This window comes from Vibrio sp. SCSIO 43140 (assembly GCF_023716585.1).
Lineage (GTDB): Bacteria > Pseudomonadota > Gammaproteobacteria > Enterobacterales > Vibrionaceae > Vibrio > Vibrio maritimus_B.
Genome location: NZ_CP071851.1, coordinates 1,969,918 through 1,991,159, shown reverse-complemented (window position 1 = coordinate 1,991,159; position 21,242 = coordinate 1,969,918). Strand labels below are relative to the sequence as shown.

The window sequence follows — 21,242 nt, the reverse complement described above, 5'->3', positions numbered from 1 at the left end:
TTGTTATATTCGACTTATTCTATTCGACAGCTGTCGCAGCGTTTCTTGCCGGTAAGAATGCCAGAAATTGTGTAGCGGTTTCTGGCAAACTTGATGTATACCCAATCACAAATCGGACGAAACAATGGCCAGCGCGTAAATGCGTACCAATGGCCGCGACCGACCAAGCTCCATGCTTGATACGTGACGTCCAATCCAAGCAGAAGCGCTCCATTTTTATCATAGGCATGCAACCGTTCAGAGGCGGACGCTTGGTCTATGTCGGTGTAGTCGAGAAACGCATCAGAGAAAATGTCCACCAGCTTGATAACGTCTTCATTGTCGTGTTTTTTGAGCGCTGTCATCTCCTTAACACACAATGGGCATTGCCCATCATAGAACAGGGTCAATTTGGTCGACATTTTCACCTCAGTAATTAGCTATTTTCCTCTGACTTAATGTTTAGTACTTGCTTCCAGTTGTAATCGATCTCTTCAAAGGTTGCGATGCACTTGTCTTTTTGTTCATCACGATACTCATCTTCGATTTCATCGAGTAAATCCTTGTGCGCATCAGGATCGCTGCCATAAACCAAACACAAAGTGGCAAAATAGCGTTGTAAATCAAAGCTATGTTCACCGATGTACTCATAAAAGTCGTAATAGTCTGGTCTGTCATCTGATTCAAACGCGAACATATCGGCGGCGCTTATGGTCGCATCAGCTCCTTGGTCTACGTAGTTGAGCATGATGACCGCGGCAAAGTTGTCTACTGCATCTTCCTCTTTACCAAGAATCGGAATGCCTTGGTCGGCGACATAAGCATGCCCTGCCTCGTGCAAAAGAGTGTGAAGCAAGGTATCTACCGCGCCATCTTTGGCTGGCTTTCCAAACCGCTTTTCGTAGTCGTTTTTAGTGAAATACTCGAGGGAGTCATTGTAAAACGCATACGGCATGTGAACGGTATGAGTAGAAGGGTCGTAAAGAGGGCCATCGTCGCCACCATAGCTAATTGTGAGCTCGCTATTGAACGGGAAGTAATGGTTCGATAAGTCTGCGACGAGTTCGTTTGCTCCGCTTTGCTCAATAGCTTGGCGAGCCGATTGCTCAGCGCTAGACTCAGGTTCCTCGTAATTAACGTTAATTTTTGCATTTGCAGAGGTTGCTGCCAGCAGAGACATTGTTAGTGCGATAGAGGCTGTTCGTATCACTGTTGTTCACCTTATTATCTGTATTTATTAGTTAAATTAGTCGAACGTAGCGCATTGTGCTACTATGCCGCCTTAATCAGTGTAGTTACTCTTTTTATCTTAGACACATTATGTGTATTTAAGACCTCAAAACACCCAGCTATCAAATAGATAGGCTGGAGTGTCAAAGTGCCGAAGCTTCCTCGGCAATCAAAAAGCAGTGGATAAAGAAAACAAGGCCGTTTGGTGATTTTGCTTTGATCGCCATCTATCCTATTTTTACTACACTAAAATATCGAATCGATACCTCATTAAGGAAGATGAGCGATACAGCAAAAAAAGAGGTTATATGAACAACACCATCTCTGTTGGCACGTTAGAATCTTTTTTGATCGCAATCAGCGTTCTTTTTCTTGGGCACTTAATCAATAGTAAGTTGCCGGTTCTTCGCAAGTACAATATCCCAGAACCCATCGTTGGTGGCTTGATTGTCGCCATCATCATTACAGTAATGCACTTTAACGGCATCAATCTAGAGTTCTCACTCCCACTGCAGAAAACCTTTATGTTGATGTTTTTTGCCACTGTTGGTTTGGCGGCAAACTACACACAGCTTATGAAAGGTGGTGCCAAAGTCTTTATATTCTTGGGCGTAGCGTCTGTCTATATCGTGATACAAAACAGTGTTGGCGTAGGTCTGGCAAGTTTGCTTGGCTTAGAGCCTCTGATGGGACTGATAGCGGGCTCTATTACCCTTTCTGGTGGTCACGGTACGGGTGCTGCGTGGTCGCAAACCATTACAGAAACGTACGGTATTGCCAACACTCTTGAGATTGCAATGGCATCGGCAACGTTTGGTTTAATTATCGGCGGTATTATTGGTAGCCCCGTAGCTCAGCGACTGATTGATAAGAATGATTTTGAATCAGAATATGGCCGTGGTAACGATACACACGAGCGCTTCCCTGAGCTGGTAACTTATAATGAGTATGAACGCGACCGTGTTACCGCCAAGAAGGTGGTAGAAGTTCTATTTATCTTGCTCATTTGCGTAACAGGTGCGAAGTACCTGCATGAATGGGTCAGTACCTTTGAGATCTCTTGGTTGATGATTCCAGATTTCGTTTACGCACTGTTTATTGGTGTCTTCATCACAAACATCTGTGAGGTAACTAAGAGTTATAAAGTGGACGCTGAAACGGTGGATATTCTAGGTACCGTTTCTTTGTCGCTTTTCTTAGCAATGGCGCTCATGAGTCTGCAACTGTGGAATATTTTTGACCTTGCTATTCCTTTTCTCGTCATCCTTGGCGTGCAGTCTATCGTTCTTGCTTTCTTCGCTTACTACGTGACATTTAGGGTAATGGGCAAGAACTACGACGGAGCGGTCATTGCTGGCGGTCATTGTGGATTCGGGCTTGGCGCAACGCCAACAGCCGTAATGAATATGGGTTCAATTGTGAATCGATTTGGTCCTTCACCGCAGGCGTTCATGGTGGTCCCAATCGTTGGTGCGTTCTTTATCGATATCGTAAACCTTATCATCCTACAAGGGTTTATAACCGTCATCGGTTAACCTCAACCAAAGTTGTATAAAGTCTCGTTTTAACGAGACTTTTTTTTCGTTTTTGAGACAAACGCAAAACAGTTACTAATACAGTTTTAATTGGTGATCTAATCTGTTAAACAGGATGTAGGCAGGAAGTAGCGCTCACTTTTAAAACAAACAAAAGAATGGGTGAGCAATCAAAGAAATTCACATGCGTCTGTCGTGCTGTCGGGCGGTTCAAGGAGTAGAACATGAGTGTGTTTACATTACATGGCTTAGCGCAAGTTTCAGGTACATTAGTTGTTGATGCCAACGGGCAATTGGTGGTTCTCCCTCTAGGAGCAGATCCTCGACCTGGCGATGTGGTTGTCCGCGTCCTCGATAATGAAGAGGTGGGGGAAGAGTTAAACATCGAACTTACCCGACAAGATGGACAAAGCCAAGAGATCATCATAGAAGACTCTGATGCCGAGGCGATCATTGCAGCGATTGAACAGGGCGATGATCCGACACAAAACGAAGAGCAAGCCACTGCGGCGGGTGAAAGTAGTGGCTCAAGCCCCATCGCTATTGGATCTATAGCCCGAACCGACGCTCAAACTATTGCGTCTACCAATTTCGATACGTCTGGTCTTGAGGCGCAAGGATTATCAGCAACACAATCCCTTACGCTGCTCCAGTTGGCATTTAATAGCTCTCCGATCGTCTTCGATTCGGTTAGAAACTTCGACGAAGACTCGCAAGACAACGCTTTGGGTTTGCCCTTACCTACAGATGCCAACAATGATTCTCTAATCATCACTGTAACAGAGCTCCCAGGCTTGGGAATAGTGACTGACTCTGACGGAATCCCACTCTCTGTGGGAGACCAATTAACCGTCGACGAGTTCGCTTCTTTACAATACGACGCCCCTAGTGAAGTCCCTATTACTTCAGAGGAACCAACCATATCTGAAAATGCAGGCCTCTTCTCATACCAGGTTGATGACCAGCAAGGTCAACCTAATTCTGTTCAATCGGGTTCTGTCCAAATTACATTAAATGAGATAAACGATGCTCCGGTCGCTGAAGATGGAGAAGCATCGACCGATGAGGATACCTCTCTTTCCAGTCGCGTACCAGAGGCGTCAGACATAGACGGTACAATAGCGTCTTATGCAATCGAAGAAGATATCCCAGAAGGAAAGGGGAATCTTGTATTTAGCGAAGATGGTAGCTATACCTTCAATCCGGGTGAGGACTTCCAGAATCTTAGTGATGGTGAGTCAGAAAACATAACATTCACTTACTTTGCGATTGACGATGACGGTCAAGTTAGTGAGCCGCAGACTATCACTATAACTGTCACTGGTGTTAACGATCGCCCTATAGCAAGCCCTTCAGTTGAAACGACCGACGAAGACACGTCTATCAGTCGCAGCGTTTCTGAAGCAACCGACATTGATGGTACGGTTGCCCTTTATGAACTTCAGGATGACGTCCCTGAAGGCAAAGGTAGTTTGGTCTTTAACGCAGATGGCTCTTACACATTTAATCCCGGTTCAGACTTTCAAGGGTTGAATCAGGGGGAGTCGGAAAATGTGGCTTTCACATTTATTGCCAGAGACGATGAGGGTTTAGCGAGTGAACCACAAACTGTGACCATAACAGTCACGGGTGTTAATGACCGACCAGTAGCCATCCCAGCCGATGAGATCACGGACGAGGACACATCAATTACTCGGAGCGTTCCTGACGCCAATGACGTTGATGGAACAGTGGTGTCTTATGCTCTACAGGAGGATGTTCCTGAAGGTAAAGGTAATCTTGTATTTAACGGAAATGGGTCATACACGTTTAACCCTGGTGACGACTTCCAAGATCTTACCGAAGGCGAATCAGAAGACGTAACCTTTACATATTTTGCTATTGATGAAGCGGGATTAACAAGTGAACCACAGACGATAACCATCACTGTTACAGGTATCAATGACCGCCCAGTTGCACTGCCAGCGGATGAAATGACTGACGAAGATACATCCATTACCCGAAGCGTGCCGGAGGCGAGCGATATCGATGGTAGTGTTGCAACATTTGATCTACAAACCGATGTGCCAGATGGAAAAGGGACACTAACATTTAATACCGATGGTTCTTATACCTATGATCCTGGTGAGGATTTCCAGAGTCTCACGGAAGGAGAATCGGAAGACGTAACGTTCACGTACATTGCTATTGATAACGAAGGGCTCTCAAGTGAACCGCAAACAGTGACCATCACGGTTTCGGGCGTCAACGATCGCCCAGTTGCAGTGCCTGCTGATGAAATGACGGATGAAGATACATCAATTACCCGTAGTGTTCCTGATGGTAGTGATGTTGACGGTACGGTTGAGTCTTATGCATTGGAAGATGACATTCCTACTGGTAAAGGCAATTTAGTTTTTAACGGGGATGGGACATACACGTTTAACCCTGGGGATGATTTCCAAGATCTTTCGGAAGGTGAATCCGAAGAGGTGACCTTCACTTACATCGCTATCGATGAAGAAGGTTTGACGAGTGAGCCACAAACCGTGACCATCACGGTAACGGGTACTAATGACCGCCCAGTGGCGTTACCAGCAGACGAGATGACCGACGAAGACACGTCAATCACTCGTGATGTTCCAGCAGCTTCAGATGTTGATGGCACTGTTGCATCTTACAATCTTCAAACAGACGTGCCGGACGGCAAGGGTACGCTAACGTTTAACACTGACGGCTCTTACACGTTTAGCCCAGGTGAGGACTTCCAATCATTGACCGATGGTCAGTCGGAAGACGTGACTTTCACGTACATTGCGATAGATAACGAAGGTCTGGCGAGTGCGCCACAGACCGTGACCATCACGGTAACGGGTACGAATGACCACCCAGTGGCGTTGCCTGCCGATGAGGTGACCGACGAAGACACGTCGATCACGCGTAACGTTCCAGGTGCGAGCGATGTCGATGGCACCATTGCGTCTTACAACCTTCAAACAGACGTGCCAGATAGTAAGGGCACGCTGACGTTTAACTCTGATGGCTCTTACACCTTTAACCCTGGCGAGGACTTCCAAGGTCTGACGGATGGTGAGTCCGAGGACGTGACCTTCACCTACATTGCTGTTGATAATGAAGGTCTGGCGAGTGAGCCACAGACCGTGACCATCACGGTAACGGGTACGAATGACCACCCAGTGGCGTTGCCTGCCGATGAGGTGACCGATGAAGACACGTCGATCACGCGTAACGTTCCAGGTGCGAGCGATGTCGATGGCACCATTGCGTCTTACAACCTTCAAACAGACGTGCCAGATGGTAAGGGCACGCTGACGTTTAACTCTGATGGCTCTTACACCTTTAACCCTGGCGAGGACTTCCAAGGTCTGACGGATGGTGAGTCCGAGGACGTGACCTTCACCTACATTGCTGTTGATAATGAAGGTCTGGCGAGTGCGCCACAGACTGTCACCATTACAGTGACGGGTACTAATGACCGTCCAGTGGCGTTGCCAGCAGACGAGGTGACCGATGAAGACACGTCGATCACACGCAGCGTTCCAGATGCGAGCGATGTCGATGGCACCATTGCGTCTTACAATCTTCAAACAGATGTCCCAGACGGCAAGGGCACGCTGACGTTTAACTCTGATGGCTCTTACACGTTTAGCCCAGGTGAGGACTTCCAAGGTCTGACGGATGGCGAATCTGAAGACGTGACCTTTACATACATTGCCGTTGATAACGAAGGTCTGGCGAGTGAGCCACAGACCGTGACCATCACGGTAACCGGTACTAATGACCGTCCAGTGGCGTTGCCAGCAGACGAGATGACCGACGAAGACACGTCGATCACGCGTAACGTTCCAGACGCGAGCGATGTCGATGGCACCATTGCGTCTTACAACCTTCAAACGGACGTGCCGGACGGCAAGGGTACGTTGACGTTTAACTCTGACGGCTCTTACACCTTTAATCCAGGTGAGGACTTCCAAGGTCTGACGGATGGCGAATCTGAAGACGTGACCTTTACATACATTGCCGTTGATAACGAAGGTCTGGCGAGTGAGCCACAGACCGTGACCATCACGGTAACCGGTACTAATGACCGTCCAGTGGCGTTGCCAGCAGACGAGATGACCGACGAAGACACGTCGATCACGCGTAACGTTCCAGACGCGAGCGATGTCGATGGCACCATTGCGTCTTACAACCTTCAAACGGACGTGCCGGACGGCAAGGGTACGTTGACGTTTAACTCTGACGGCTCTTACACCTTTAATCCAGGTGAGGACTTCCAAGGTCTGACGGATGGCGAATCTGAAGACGTGACCTTTACATACATTGCCGTTGATAACGAAGGTCTGGCGAGTGAGCCACAAACTGTCACCATTACAGTGACGGGCACTAATGACCGTCCAGTGGCTCTGCCTGCCGATGAGATGACCGATGAAGATACGTCGATCACGCGTAACGTTCCAGATGCGAGCGATGTCGATGGCACTGTTGCGTCTTACAATCTTCAAACAGACGTGCCAGATGGTAAGGGCACGCTGACGTTTAACTCTGATGGCTCTTACACGTTTAGCCCAGGTGAGGACTTCCAAGGTCTGACGGATGGCGAATCTGAAGACGTGACCTTTACATACATTGCCGTTGATAACGAAGGTCTGGCGAGTGAGCCACAGACCGTGACCATCACGGTAACCGGTACTAATGACCGACCAGTGGCGTTGCCAGCCGATGAGATGACCGACGAAGACACGTCGATCACGCGTAACGTTCCAGACGCGAGCGATGTCGATGGCACCATTGCGTCTTACAACCTTCAAACGGACGTGCCGGACGGCAAGGGTACGTTGACGTTTAACTCTGACGGCTCTTACACCTTTAATCCAGGTGAGGACTTCCAATCATTGACCGATGGTCAGTCAGAAGATGTGACGTTCACGTACATTGCTGTAGATAACGAAGGTCTGGCGAGTGAGCCACAGACCGTGACCATCACGGTAACCGGTACTAATGACCGACCAGTGGCGTTGCCAGCAGACGAGATGACCGACGAAGACACGTCGATCACGCGTAACGTTCCAGATGCGAGCGATGTCGATGGCACCATCGCGTCTTACAACCTTCAAACGGACGTGCCGGACGGTAAAGGTACACTGAGCTTCAATGACGATGGTTCGTATACGTTCGATCCAGGAGACGACTTCCAAGGTCTGACGGATGGCGAATCTGAAGACGTGACCTTTACATACATTGCGATAGATAACGAAGGTCTGGCGAGTGAGCCACAAACCGTGACCATTACAGTGACGGGCACTAATGACCGTCCAGTGGCTCTGCCTGCCGATGAGATGACCGATGAAGATACGTCGATCACGCGTAACGTTCCAGATGCGAGCGATGTCGATGGCACTGTTGCGTCTTACAACCTTCAAACAGATGTCCCAGACGGCAAGGGCTCGCTGACGTTTAACTCTGACGGCTCTTACACCTTCAACCCAGGAGAGGACTTCCAAGACCTGACGGATGGCGAGTCTGAAGATGTGACCTTTACATACATTGCCATCGACAATGAGAATTTATCGAGTGAGCCACAAACCGTGACCATTACAGTGACGGGCACTAATGACCGTCCAGTGGCTCTGCCTGCCGATGAGATGACCGATGAAGATACGTCGATCACGCGTAACGTTCCAGATGCGAGCGATGTCGATGGCACTGTTGCGTCTTACAACCTTCAAACAGATGTCCCAGACGGCAAGGGCTCGCTGACGTTTAACTCTGATGGCTCTTACACGTTTAGCCCAGGTGAGGACTTCCAAGGTCTGACGGATGGCGAATCTGAAGACGTGACCTTTACATACATTGCCGTTGATAACGAAGGTCTGGCGAGTGAGCCACAAACCGTGACCATCACGGTAACCGGTACTAATGACCGACCAGTGGCGTTGCCAGCAGACGAGATGACCGACGAAGACACGTCGATCACGCGTAACGTTCCAGATGCGAGCGATGTCGATGGCACCATCGCGTCTTACAACCTTCAAACGGACGTGCCGGACGGTAAAGGTACACTGAGCTTCAATGACGATGGTTCGTATACGTTCGATCCAGGAGACGACTTCCAAGGTCTGACGGATGGCGAATCTGAAGACGTGACCTTTACATACATTGCGATAGATAACGAAGGTCTGGCGAGTGAGCCACAAACCGTGACCATTACAGTGACGGGCACTAATGACCGTCCAGTGGCTCTGCCTGCCGATGAGATGACCGATGAAGATACGTCGATCACGCGTAACGTTCCAGATGCGAGCGATGTCGATGGCACTGTTGCGTCTTACAACCTTCAAACAGATGTCCCAGACGGCAAGGGCTCGCTGACGTTTAACTCTGACGGCTCTTACACCTTCAACCCAGGAGAGGACTTCCAAGACCTGACGGATGGCGAGTCTGAAGATGTGACCTTTACATACATTGCCATCGACAATGAGAATTTATCGAGTGAGCCACAAACCGTGACCATTACAGTGACGGGCACTAATGACCGTCCAGTGGCTCTGCCTGCCGATGAGATGACCGATGAAGATACGTCGATCACGCGTAACGTTCCAGATGCGAGCGATGTCGATGGCACTGTTGCGTCTTACAACCTTCAAACAGATGTCCCAGACGGCAAGGGTACGTTGACGTTTAACTCTGACGGCTCTTACACGTTTAGCCCAGGTGAGGACTTCCAAGGTCTGACGGATGGCGAATCTGAAGACGTGACCTTTACATACATTGCCGTTGATAACGAAGGTCTGGCGAGTGAGCCACAAACCGTGACCATCACGGTAACGGGCACCAATGACCGTCCAGTGGCGTTGCCAGCAGACGAGATGACCGACGAAGATACGTCGATCACGCGTAACGTTCCAGATGCGAGCGATGTCGATGGCACCATTGCGTCTTACAATCTTCAAACAGACGTGCCAGATGGTAAGGGCACGCTGACGTTTAACTCTGATGGCTCTTACACGTTTAGCCCAGGTGAGGACTTCCAAGGTCTGACGGATGGCGAATCTGAAGACGTGACCTTTACATACATTGCCGTTGATAACGAAGGTCTGGCGAGTGAGCCACAGACCGTGACCATCACGGTAACCGGTACTAATGACCGACCAGTGGCGTTGCCAGCCGATGAGATGACCGACGAAGACACGTCGATCACGCGTAACGTTCCAGACGCGAGCGATGTCGATGGCACCATTGCGTCTTACAACCTTCAAACGGACGTGCCGGACGGCAAGGGTACGTTGACGTTTAACTCTGATGGCTCTTACACGTTTAGCCCAGGTGAGGACTTCCAAGGTCTGACGGATGGCGAATCTGAAGACGTGACCTTTACATACATTGCCGTTGATAACGAAGGTCTGGCGAGTGAGCCACAGACCGTGACCATCACGGTAACCGGTACTAATGACCGACCAGTGGCGTTGCCAGCAGACGAGATGACCGACGAAGACACGTCGATGACGCGTAACGTTCCAGATGCAAGCGATGTCGATGGCACCATCGCGTCTTATAACCTTCAAACGGACGTGCCGGACGGCAAGGGTACGTTGACGTTTAACTCTGACGGCTCTTACACCTTTAATCCAGGTGAGGACTTCCAAGGTCTGACGGATGGCGAATCTGAAGACGTGACCTTTACATACATTGCCGTAGATAACGAAGGTCTGGCGAGTGAGCCACAGACCGTGACCATCACGGTAACCGGTACTAATGACCGTCCAGTGGCGTTGCCAGCAGACGAGATGACCGACGAAGACACGTCGATCACGCGTAACGTTCCAGACGCGAGCGATGTCGATGGCACTGTTGCGTCTTACAACCTTCAAACAGATGTCCCAGACGGCAAGGGCTCGCTGACGTTTAACTCTGACGGCTCTTACACCTTCAACCCAGGAGAGGACTTCCAAGACCTGACGGATGGCGAGTCTGAAGATGTGACCTTTACATACATTGCCATCGACAATGAGAATTTATCGAGTGAGCCACAAACCGTGACCATCACGGTAACGGGCACCAATGACCGTCCAGTGGCGTTGCCAGCAGACGAGATGACCGACGAAGACACGTCGATCACGCGTAACGTTCCAGACGCGAGCGATGTCGATGGCACCATCGCGTCTTACAACCTTCAAACGGACGTGCCGGACGGCAAGGGTACGTTGACGTTTAACTCTGACGGCTCTTACACCTTTAATCCAGGTGAGGACTTCCAATCATTGACCGATGGTCAGTCAGAAGATGTGACGTTCACGTACATTGCTGTAGATAACGAAGGTCTGGCGAGTGAGCCACAGACCGTGACCATCACGGTAACGGGCACCAATGACCGTCCAGTGGCGTTGCCAGCAGACGAGATGACCGACGAAGACACGTCGATCACGCGTAACGTTCCAGACGCGAGCGATGTCGATGGCACCATCGCGTCTTACAACCTTCAAACGGACGTGCCGGACGGCAAGGGTACGTTGACGTTTAACTCTGACGGCTCTTACACCTTTAATCCAGGTGAGGACTTCCAATCATTGACCGATGGTCAGTCAGAAGATGTGACGTTCACGTACATTGCTGTAGATAACGAAGGTCTGGCGAGTGAGCCACAGACCGTGACCATCACGGTAACCGGTACTAATGACCGACCAGTGGCGTTGCCAGCAGACGAGATGACCGACGAAGACACGTCGATCACGCGTAACGTTCCAGATGCGAGCGATGTCGATGGCACCATCGCGTCTTACAACCTTCAAACGGACGTGCCGGACGGCAAGGGTACGTTGACGTTTAACTCTGACGGCTCTTACACCTTTAATCCAGGTGAGGACTTCCAATCATTGACCGATGGTCAGTCAGAAGATGTGACGTTCACGTACATTGCTGTAGATAACGAAGGTCTGGCGAGTGAGCCACAGACCGTGACCATCACGGTAACGGGCACCAATGACCGTCCAGTGGCGTTGCCAGCAGACGAGATGACCGACGAAGACACGTCGATCACGCGTAACGTTCCAGACGCGAGCGATGTCGATGGCACCATCGCGTCTTACAACCTTCAAACGGACGTGCCGGACGGCAAGGGTACGTTGACGTTTAACTCTGACGGCTCTTACACCTTTAATCCAGGTGAGGACTTCCAATCATTGACCGATGGTCAGTCAGAAGATGTGACGTTCACGTACATTGCTGTAGATAACGAAGGTCTGGCGAGTGAGCCACAGACCGTGACCATCACGGTAACCGGTACTAATGACCGACCAGTGGCGTTGCCAGCAGACGAGATGACCGACGAAGACACGTCGATCACGCGTAACGTTCCAGATGCGAGCGATGTCGATGGCACCATCGCGTCTTACAACCTTCAAACGGACGTGCCGGACGGTAAAGGTACACTGAGCTTCAATGACGATGGTTCGTATACGTTCGATCCAGGAGAGGACTTCCAAGGTCTGACGGATGGCGAATCTGAAGACGTGACCTTTACATACATTGCGATAGATAACGAAGGTCTGGCGAGTGAGCCACAAACCGTGACCATCACGGTAACGGGCACCAATGACCGTCCAGTGGCGTTGCCAGCAGACGAGATGACCGACGAAGACACGTCGATCACGCGTAACGTTCCAGATGCAAGCGATGTCGATGGCACCATCGCGTCTTACAACCTTCAAACGGACGTGCCGGACGGCAAGGGCTCGCTGACGTTTAACTCTGACGGCTCTTACACCTTTAATCCAGGTGAGGACTTCCAATCATTGACCGATGGTCAGTCAGAAGACGTGACGTTCACGTACATTGCTGTAGATAACGAAGGTCTGGCGAGTGAGCCACAGACCGTGACCATCACGGTAACCGGTACTAATGACCGACCAGTGGCGTTGCCAGCAGACGAGATGACCGACGAAGACACGTCGATCACGCGTAACGTTCCAGATGCAAGCGATGTCGATGGCACCATCGCGTCTTACAACCTTCAAACGGACGTGCCGGACGGCAAGGGTACGTTGACGTTTAACTCTGACGGCTCTTACACGTTTAACCCAGGTGAGGACTTCCAATCATTGACCGATGGTCAGTCAGAAGATGTGACGTTCACGTACATTGCTGTAGATAACGAAGGTCTGGCGAGTGAGCCACAGACCGTGACCATCACGGTAACCGGTACTAATGACCGCCCAGTGGCGTTGCCAGCAGACGAGATGACCGACGAAGACACGTCGATCACGCGTAACGTTCCAGACGCGAGCGATGTCGATGGCACCATCGCGTCTTACAACCTTCAAACGGACGTGCCGGACGGCAAGGGGTCATTGACGTTTAACTCTGACGGCTCTTACACGTTTAACCCAGGTGAGGATTTCCAAGACCTGACGGATGGTGAGTCTGAAGATGTGACCTTCACGTACATTGCCGTGGATAACGAAGGTCTGGCGAGTGAGCCACAAACTGTCACCATTACAGTAACGGGTACTAATGACCGCCCAGTGGCGTTGCCAGCCGATGAGATGACCGACGAAGACACGTCGATCACTCGCAGCGTTCCAGATGCAACGGACGTCGATGGCACTATTGCGTCTTACACGCTTCAAAACGATGTGCCGAATGGTAAAGGTTCACTGACGTTTAACTCTGACGGCTCTTACACGTTTAACCCAGGTGAGGATTTCCAAGACCTGACGGATGGTGAGTCTGAAGATGTGACCTTCACGTACATTGCCGTGGATAACGAAGGTCTGGCGAGTGAGCCACAAACTGTCACCATTACAGTAACGGGTACTAATGACCGTCCAGTGGCGTTGCCAGCAGACGAGATGACCGACGAAGACACCTCAATCACTCGTGATGTTCCGGCGGCCTCAGATGTTGATGGCACCATCGCATCTTACAATCTTCAAACAGACGTCCCAGACGGCAAGGGGTCATTGACGTTTAACTCTGACGGCTCTTACACGTTTAACCCAGGTGAGGATTTCCAAGACCTGACGGATGGTGAGTCTGAAGACGTGACCTTCACGTACATTGCCGTGGATAACGAAGGTCTGGCAAGTGAGCCACAGACCGTGACCATTACGGTAACGGGCACTAATGACCGCCCAGTGGCGTTGCCAGCCGATGAGATGACCGACGAAGACACGTCGATCACTCGCAGCGTTCCAGATGCAACGGACGTCGATGGCACTATTGCGTCTTACACGCTTCAAAACGATGTGCCGAATGGTAAAGGTTCACTGACGTTTAACCCTGATGGTTCATACACATTCGACCCAGGTACAGACTTCCAGAGCTTAGCTGCGGGTGAGTCGGAGCTCGTTAATTTTACTTACTACGCGACTGATAACGAAGGTCAACAAAGTGAGGCTCAGACAGTCACAATAACCGTCACTGGTTTAAACGATAATCCTGAATCAGAAGACTTTGAGATTACCGTGACGAATGGCTCTCCAACCCCCGTAGTCTTTGATACAGGAGAAGGGGATATTTCAGGACCTGGTACTGACCATATATCTGATTTAGAAGATGATAGAAGTACTACAGATGGCAAAGAGTTATCCGTTGTCATTACTGAGCTCCCTATAGGTGGGACACTTCTTTACACTGAAAGTGGAGTTACCCGAGAGATTGTAGAAGCTGATCTCCACTCGGATGGTGTATCAACAGGTACATTGTTTAATCCAGATAATATATCTTACCTTGCAGACGATGATGCACAGGGCTTCATTCTGGGTACGAAAGAGATCCCAACACAGAGCGATCTTGAAAGCACGACTGATGAATTCTACAACTGGGGTGGTGAGGTTGATGGTAAAAACCGCGAACTAGAGCTTGCTAACGGCGATATTATTGAAATTTCTGGCTCTGGTAAATTGATGCAATACCGAGGTGATGTACAAGCAAACCATGTGGGACATGGTCTTGGTATTGGTGGCGGACAGGGCATCAATGAAGGGGAGTCACTAACGATTGATTTCTCCCATCGCCCAGCCACAATCATCAGCATGGGCTTAGATGGTGTTGGTGGTTACTTCTCACCTAACCAAGTTGCAGCGAATGAAACGGCGGTGACCATCACGCTAACGCTACGCGATGATGATGGCAACACGTTTGAATACCCACTAGAAAACTTCCAAAAAACAGCAACTAATAACGAGGACCTGTTCCACGAGCTAAGCTTTGACGTCGCGACGTTGCCTGATATTGATGGCGTCAACAACGTGTCTGATATGGTTATCGTTGGTGCTGAATTTGGCACCGATGGTCCCGGCAACTGGGAGCTTCGCTACCTCGAAACGGGTGTGAATGACAGCTTCAAATACAAGGCGGTAGACTCTGACGGTGGAGAGAGCGAAGAGTCAGTTGTTACAATCAACGACGAGCGCGTGAACCAAGCGCCCGATGCTGTCGATGACCCTGAGTCGTATCGCTTAATCCAAGGTGACATGGGAAGTGGCGATCAAGGCTGGGCAATGGTCGAAAGCATTGAAGCTCAGTACGATGGACAGACGGTCAATTATCGCATTGATGGCACTGATCGTATTGGTATTCCGGATGGAACCGTCAACCATGGCCCTGAATCTCAGATTCAACACAATCGTGAGGAACAGCAGTCAGAGCAACTTATCATTACATTAAAAGAACCTGCTGTTGATGGTTCCTTTGCTGTAACAAACCTTTATGCGAATGAAGGAGGCAGGGGCAGTCACGAACAAGGTAAGTGGTCAGCATATCTGGGAGACACCTTAGTCGCGAGTGACTTGTTCTTTAACGATAGGGGTAACAAAGGTACATTCGATATCGAGACCAACGGAGCCGCATTTGACAAGCTAGTGTTTGAATCCGTTGACTTTACAGGTGGACCTGCTAGAGGGACCGATTCTTCAGATTACTTCCTACAAGGTATCGAAATCGTTGGCGCAGGCGCTTATGTGTTTGATCACAACGAGCCAGTAGTTATCCCGCTATCGGAAATCTTGGCCAACGATGATTCGGTAGACGGGGATGATATTCGTGTCACTTATGTCTTTGGTGAGACGGAAGGTGATGCGCGAATCGAAGGTGATAACGTCATCTTTGAACTTCCAGAAGGCTTCTCTGGTAGAGCCGAGTTCCAATATCAGATCACTGACGATAAGGGCGGTTTTGACAGCGCAACGGTTGATGTGCTTGTCAACCCTGCTCCAGTCTCTGTCGACACAATAGAGTTTGATGCACAGTCAAATAACGTTATTGAAGGGCAAGACTTTGTCTATGAAGTCAAACTTGATGGAACAACGAATGTTAAGACGTTTATTGATATTAATTTTGGTTCAGACTCAGACACGGCGTCAGACAATGATGTGAACCCAGAGGCGATGGAGTTTACTAATGGTGTTACTTACAACTCGATTACGGGTCAGCTAGAAGTACCACCAAACGTGTCTGAATTCTCAATGAAACTTCCGACAGTAGCGGATGATCGTTATGAGGCGGATGAGACGTTCACGCTAACACTCGGTGGCAAATCACTCAACGGTACAATCGTTGATGACGATCCTGTAACCCTCTCATTAACTGGTGGCGGAGAGGTGAGTGAAGATGCTGGTTATGCAGAATTTACCCTTGAATTTAGTAACCCTTCTGACGTTCCGTTGACACTGCAGTTGCAGCGTATCGACGACACCACGAACGACAGCGACTTTACTACGACAACGGCGAGCTACAACAACGGAACAGAAGACGTTGATATCCCAATTATTGGTGGTGAAATCGTTGTACCGGTTGGTGTTACTGACGTCGATATCCGAGTCGGCATCAATGATGATGACCAGTACGAGCAGGACGAAACGTTTGAGCTTAAGGTCACCGAAGCTGCAGGGCTCACAACGAATGGAGCAACGGGCGTTACCGCAAGTGCGATCATTTCTGATGATGGTCAGATTGGCGGTAATCCAGGTGGTGACAATGACAATCTAGCACCCGTCATTGACCTTGATGACAGCGAAACCGGCAACGGGTATGCCACGAACTTTACTGAGGGTGATACTCCGGTAGTCATCGTTGATGATGATATTATCATTCAAGATGATATTGATACCATCACCAAAGCGGAGGTTAAGTTCACTAATCCTCAAGCTAGTGACTCGCTAGGATTAAGCGTCAACGGCACACTTCCTGATGGGTTGTCTATTGCAACTACGACGATGGGAGCCGCCACGTTAATTACCATCACTGGTGAGGCGAGCAGTGCGGACTATGAAGCAGCATTGAAACTGCTTGAGTTCTCAAACGATAGCCAAGACCTTAGTGATGAACTGCGTCAGATTGAGATTACGGTATACGATGATCAAGATGTGGCATCTAATGTTGCGACATCGACGATCAATGTTGTTCCAGTCAATGATCCACCAGAGTCAGAAGACTTTAGCTTTGCTATTGATGGTAACGATCCAGTCTCTGTTGTATTCGATACAGGCACAGGCACTATCGAAGGTGAAGGCAGCGACCACATCTCTGACATCGAAGATGACGCAGATGGTACCCAAGTAGAGGTGACGATTACTGAACTTCCTGTTGGCGGAACACTTTTCTACAACGGTGTGGCTATCACTCAGACCAACGTAGATAACGAAGATACCTTTGATCCTACTTTGATCACCTACCAACCAGATACTGATGCTCAAGGTTTCGTACTGGGTACCAAGGTGATACCAACCGATAGTGATTTAGAGAGTACTAAGGATGAGTTCTACAACTGGGGTGAAAAAGTTGATGGCACGAACCGCGTCCTAGAGTTGGAAAATGGTGACTCCATAACCATAAGCTCGAACAAAGGCAACCTGACTCAATACCGTGGTGATGTGCAAGATAATCATGTGGGGCATGGTTTGGGGATTGGTGGTGGTCAAGGTATTAACAAAGGCGAAGAACTCACCATTGACTTCTCAGAGCGCCCTGCAACCCACATTAGTCTTGGCCTCGATGGTATGGGCGGCTACTTCTACAGTGGGCTAAACGACGACAATGAGTCTGCTGTGACGATTCAAGTGACACTCAGCAATGGCGACGTGGTTGATTATGTCCCAGACGTGCAGAAAGAGACATCAGGTAACAATAATCTGTTCCATGAGCTCAGCTTCTCTGTAGATGACCTAACAGGTGTTGATGAAGGAGTACTCATTGCTGGTGTAACCGTCGGTACCGATGGACCTGGTAACTGGGAGCTTCGTTACATCGAAACGGCACTCAACGACAGCTTCAAATACAAGGCTGTAGATAGTGACGATGGAGAGAGCCAAGAGTCTGTTGTCACGATTGTCGACCAACGTGATAACAACATGCCACCAACATTGGACCTAGATCTTAGCGAAGAAGGCACGGGCTATGAAGCTTTGTTTGTTGAGGGCGATGCGCCAATCAACGTGGTCGATGATGACATCACTATTTTTGATGAGAACAATGTTATCGGCTCTGCCGAAATCTTGTTTACGAACCCGAAAGACGGAGATTCTTTCGAGGTTGCAAGTTTGCAAGATGGCGATTTCTTACTTAGCGGCCTTCAATATGGTTACGAGGTTATTGATGAGGGATTACCAACCGAGTCGATTAAGATCACGCTAACAGGAGAGGCGACTCCTGCGGACTATGAAGCGGCCATTCAGCTGATTAAGTTTGAAAACTCGAGTCAAAACCCAGACCAAACAAGTCGAGTTATCGAGATCACTACATTTGACGATAAATCGCTTCCTTCAAATACCGCAGTGTCGACGATTGATGTAAGCGCCGTTGCGGATGTTGTTGTTTCGCCAGCAGAAGGTGATGAAGATACTAATATCAGTCTGGCCATTGTATTACCAACAGGTAGTGATGTATCTAAGGTTGTGATTTCTGGCATTCCGAGTGGAGCTAAGCTCTTTGATGATGGTACCGAGCTGACGTTTACTGGCGATTCTATTGAAGTATTGCCTTCACAACTTGCCAAGCTGTCCATTTTGCCACCAGAGAACAGTGACGAAGACTTTGTTTTAACTGTAGATGGTGTAGGTAGTGGCGGTGCTTCCGTTGAAATGCACGACCTTTCGGTCACTGTAAAACCTGTTACCGATATGCCGACGCTAACGGTGTCGGGTGAACAAATTCTTTCGGCAATCAACTTCGAGAACGTCGATTTAGGCAATAGCAGTTGGAAAGGCAATATCGATGGGGCCCAGCTCAGTGTCGATACGCCAGATGAGCTCAATCTGGGTGATTGGGGTGTTATTACCGATCGAGGAGAGGTTGGTAAAGAGCGCGTTTATATGGGCAGCGGCGGTGACAACCAGATTTTTGAAATCGAGGGTCGCCGTGGTCAAACGGACTCTCTGTTTACCGAGTTTGATGGAGAGGCAGGTCAGTTTTACGAGTTAAACTTTGATGCTGCAGCTAGACGAAATGACTCTCCAATGGACATCATATTAACGAAAGAGACCTCACCAGGTGTCTGGGAAGACGTTGAGGTGTTGAGATCTTATTCTAACGATGGCGAGCATGAGCTTGATGTAAGGCAATGGTCTCGTGATGAACAAGTGTTCTTCCAAATTCCTGATGATGGTAACTACAGAGTCGTTTTTGAATCACCAGAACAAAATAGCTACGGTGCTCTTCTAGACAATATCACGTTGTCTGCCACGGAAAATGTCGGTTACGAAGACTCCCTAATTGATTTGAGTGATATTAGTGCGGCTCTAACGGATGTAGACGGTTCAGAATCGTTGACCCTGCAACTTTCTGGTCTTCCCGATGGGGCTACCCTTTGGTTGGATGGCAGTGAACTAACTGTCACCGGTGGCGTTGCAGAGCTGTCTACGGACGTTAGTTTGGAGAACCTTCAGGTAGTAGTGGCCGATCCAAATACGTACACGCTGACCGTTACAGCTACCTCATCTGAGGGAGATACAGAGCATCCAGTAGCTGACAAGTCGGTCGTTAAAACCATCAACCTCATTGTTCTAGATGTGAATGAAGCGAACAACACCCCACCGGAAGTTGTAGATTTTGATGTATTCGCGGGAGATGACACGATACCGCTGCATTTCGCGGATTTTGCAACTGACATCGAGGATGATGTAAACAGCGACAAAGACACCTTAGTTGAAATCACTGCATTACCACAGTTCGGGGAACTCTACGTTGACGTTAATAATGGTGATGGTCGATTGTACCTTGAAGTTGGGGATACCGTTTTGGATAAAACAGTGATCCAATACGAGCTCAACAATGGTTTCTCTGCAAATGAAGATGGTTTCGATCCGAGTCTTTCTGCCTTACTCGAGCAAAACATTGAGATTACTGGTGGTATTTATACCGGAGCTCGCCCCGACCCTGACTCAATCTCAGCAGATCAGCTAGCAAACATCGCTTACGATGATAATGGCAACGATAAACATAGCGGTTTCTTCACTCAACAAACTGGTCAAAACGGGCAGGATAACGAAAACGGTAATGGTCGTAACACGGATGAAGGCGAGTATATTGCGGTGCGCTATACGGCTGGGAGTATAACTCATGCCAAGGTTACTCTGGCGAGTCTGACTGGCAATATCGTTCAAGGTAATGGAAATGCGCAGGCAGCGGTAATAACAGCGTTCCTATATCTTAATGGAGCCTATGTCGGTGCCCAGCAGCTTGACCCTGATACCGACTTGCATCCAGCATCAGGCAACAGCTCTAAAGTCGCGACAATGGATATTCAATCTGAACAGCCTTTTGATGAGGTTAGGGTTGTGTTGACGAATGAAAACGGCAAGGGGTTTGTCCTACAAGGCTTTGAGGCAGTAGATACAGATGTTACCGATAGCTTCAATTATGAAGCGGTTGACGATGATGGTGCGCGAAGCAGTAGTGATGCTACGGTAACCATTAACATTTCACCTGAAGGTAACTTCACCGACTCTAATAACGATGAAGATTACGATTTCGCTGCGCAGGGCACAGAAACTTCTTATCTATACGGTACAGAAGGGGATGACTTGCTCATAGGTGGTGATGGCGATGACCTGCTAATTGGTGGTAAAGGTAGTGATACTCTTACAGGCGGTGAGGGTAACGATACCTTTAAGTGGACCGAAAGTGATTTAGACGGTCATCGCGATGTGATTACTGACTTCTCTAGGGAAAATGGGAACAATGATGTCATTGATCTTAAAGACTTATTTGAAGAAACAGACTCACTGGATGATTTGCTAGCTGACAATACAATTGTTGTTTCAGAAGACAACGGTAGCACTTTGATTAATGTCGACAAAGGCAATGGCAAGTCGGTAACAATTGAACTAGAAGGAGTTGTCGGTGTAGATAATAATATGCTAAATAACATCCTTATTATTCAAGATAGCTAATTGATAATTATACTAAAAAGCAACTTTCGGGTTGCTTTTTTTATTTTGCTATGTATTTAAGGTCGAGTGTTTTTGCTTTTGTATGCTGTTTCCCATTATATCTTTTACCAAA

4 protein-coding genes are annotated in these 21,242 nt (G+C 48.8%); 2 read left to right on the top strand and 2 right to left on the bottom strand.

Features of this window, described 5'->3' with window-relative positions; all coding sequences use genetic code 11:
- Positions 1-14: 14 nt before the first annotated feature.
- Together J4N45_RS27130 and J4N45_RS27125 are read right to left on the bottom strand one after the other, a co-directional pair.
- Positions 15-401, bottom strand: a complete 387-nt coding sequence (locus J4N45_RS27130) for a thiol-disulfide oxidoreductase DCC family protein (protein WP_252015954.1) — start codon at positions 399-401, stop codon at positions 15-17.
- Between the two features lie 14 nt (positions 402-415).
- On the bottom strand, positions 416-1,159 hold the full coding sequence (locus J4N45_RS27125) for a DUF4344 domain-containing metallopeptidase (RefSeq protein ID WP_252017263.1): 744 nt from the start codon (positions 1,157-1,159) through the stop codon (positions 416-418).
- A 358-nt stretch (positions 1,160-1,517) separates the two neighbouring features.
- On the opposite strand from J4N45_RS27125, the gene gltS reads away from it, so the two are divergent.
- Together gltS and J4N45_RS27115 are read left to right on the top strand one after the other, a co-directional pair.
- Positions 1,518-2,744 carry a sodium/glutamate symporter gene (gene gltS, locus J4N45_RS27120; RefSeq protein WP_252015952.1) on the top strand — a complete coding sequence of 409 codons (1,227 nt, stop codon included), beginning with the start codon at positions 1,518-1,520 and terminating at the stop codon, positions 2,742-2,744.
- A gap of 224 nt (positions 2,745-2,968) precedes the next feature.
- Positions 2,969-21,130, top strand: a complete 18,162-nt coding sequence (locus J4N45_RS27115) for a cadherin-like domain-containing protein (RefSeq protein ID WP_252015950.1) — start codon at positions 2,969-2,971, stop codon at positions 21,128-21,130.
- The last annotated feature ends 112 nt before the right edge of the window (positions 21,131-21,242 follow it).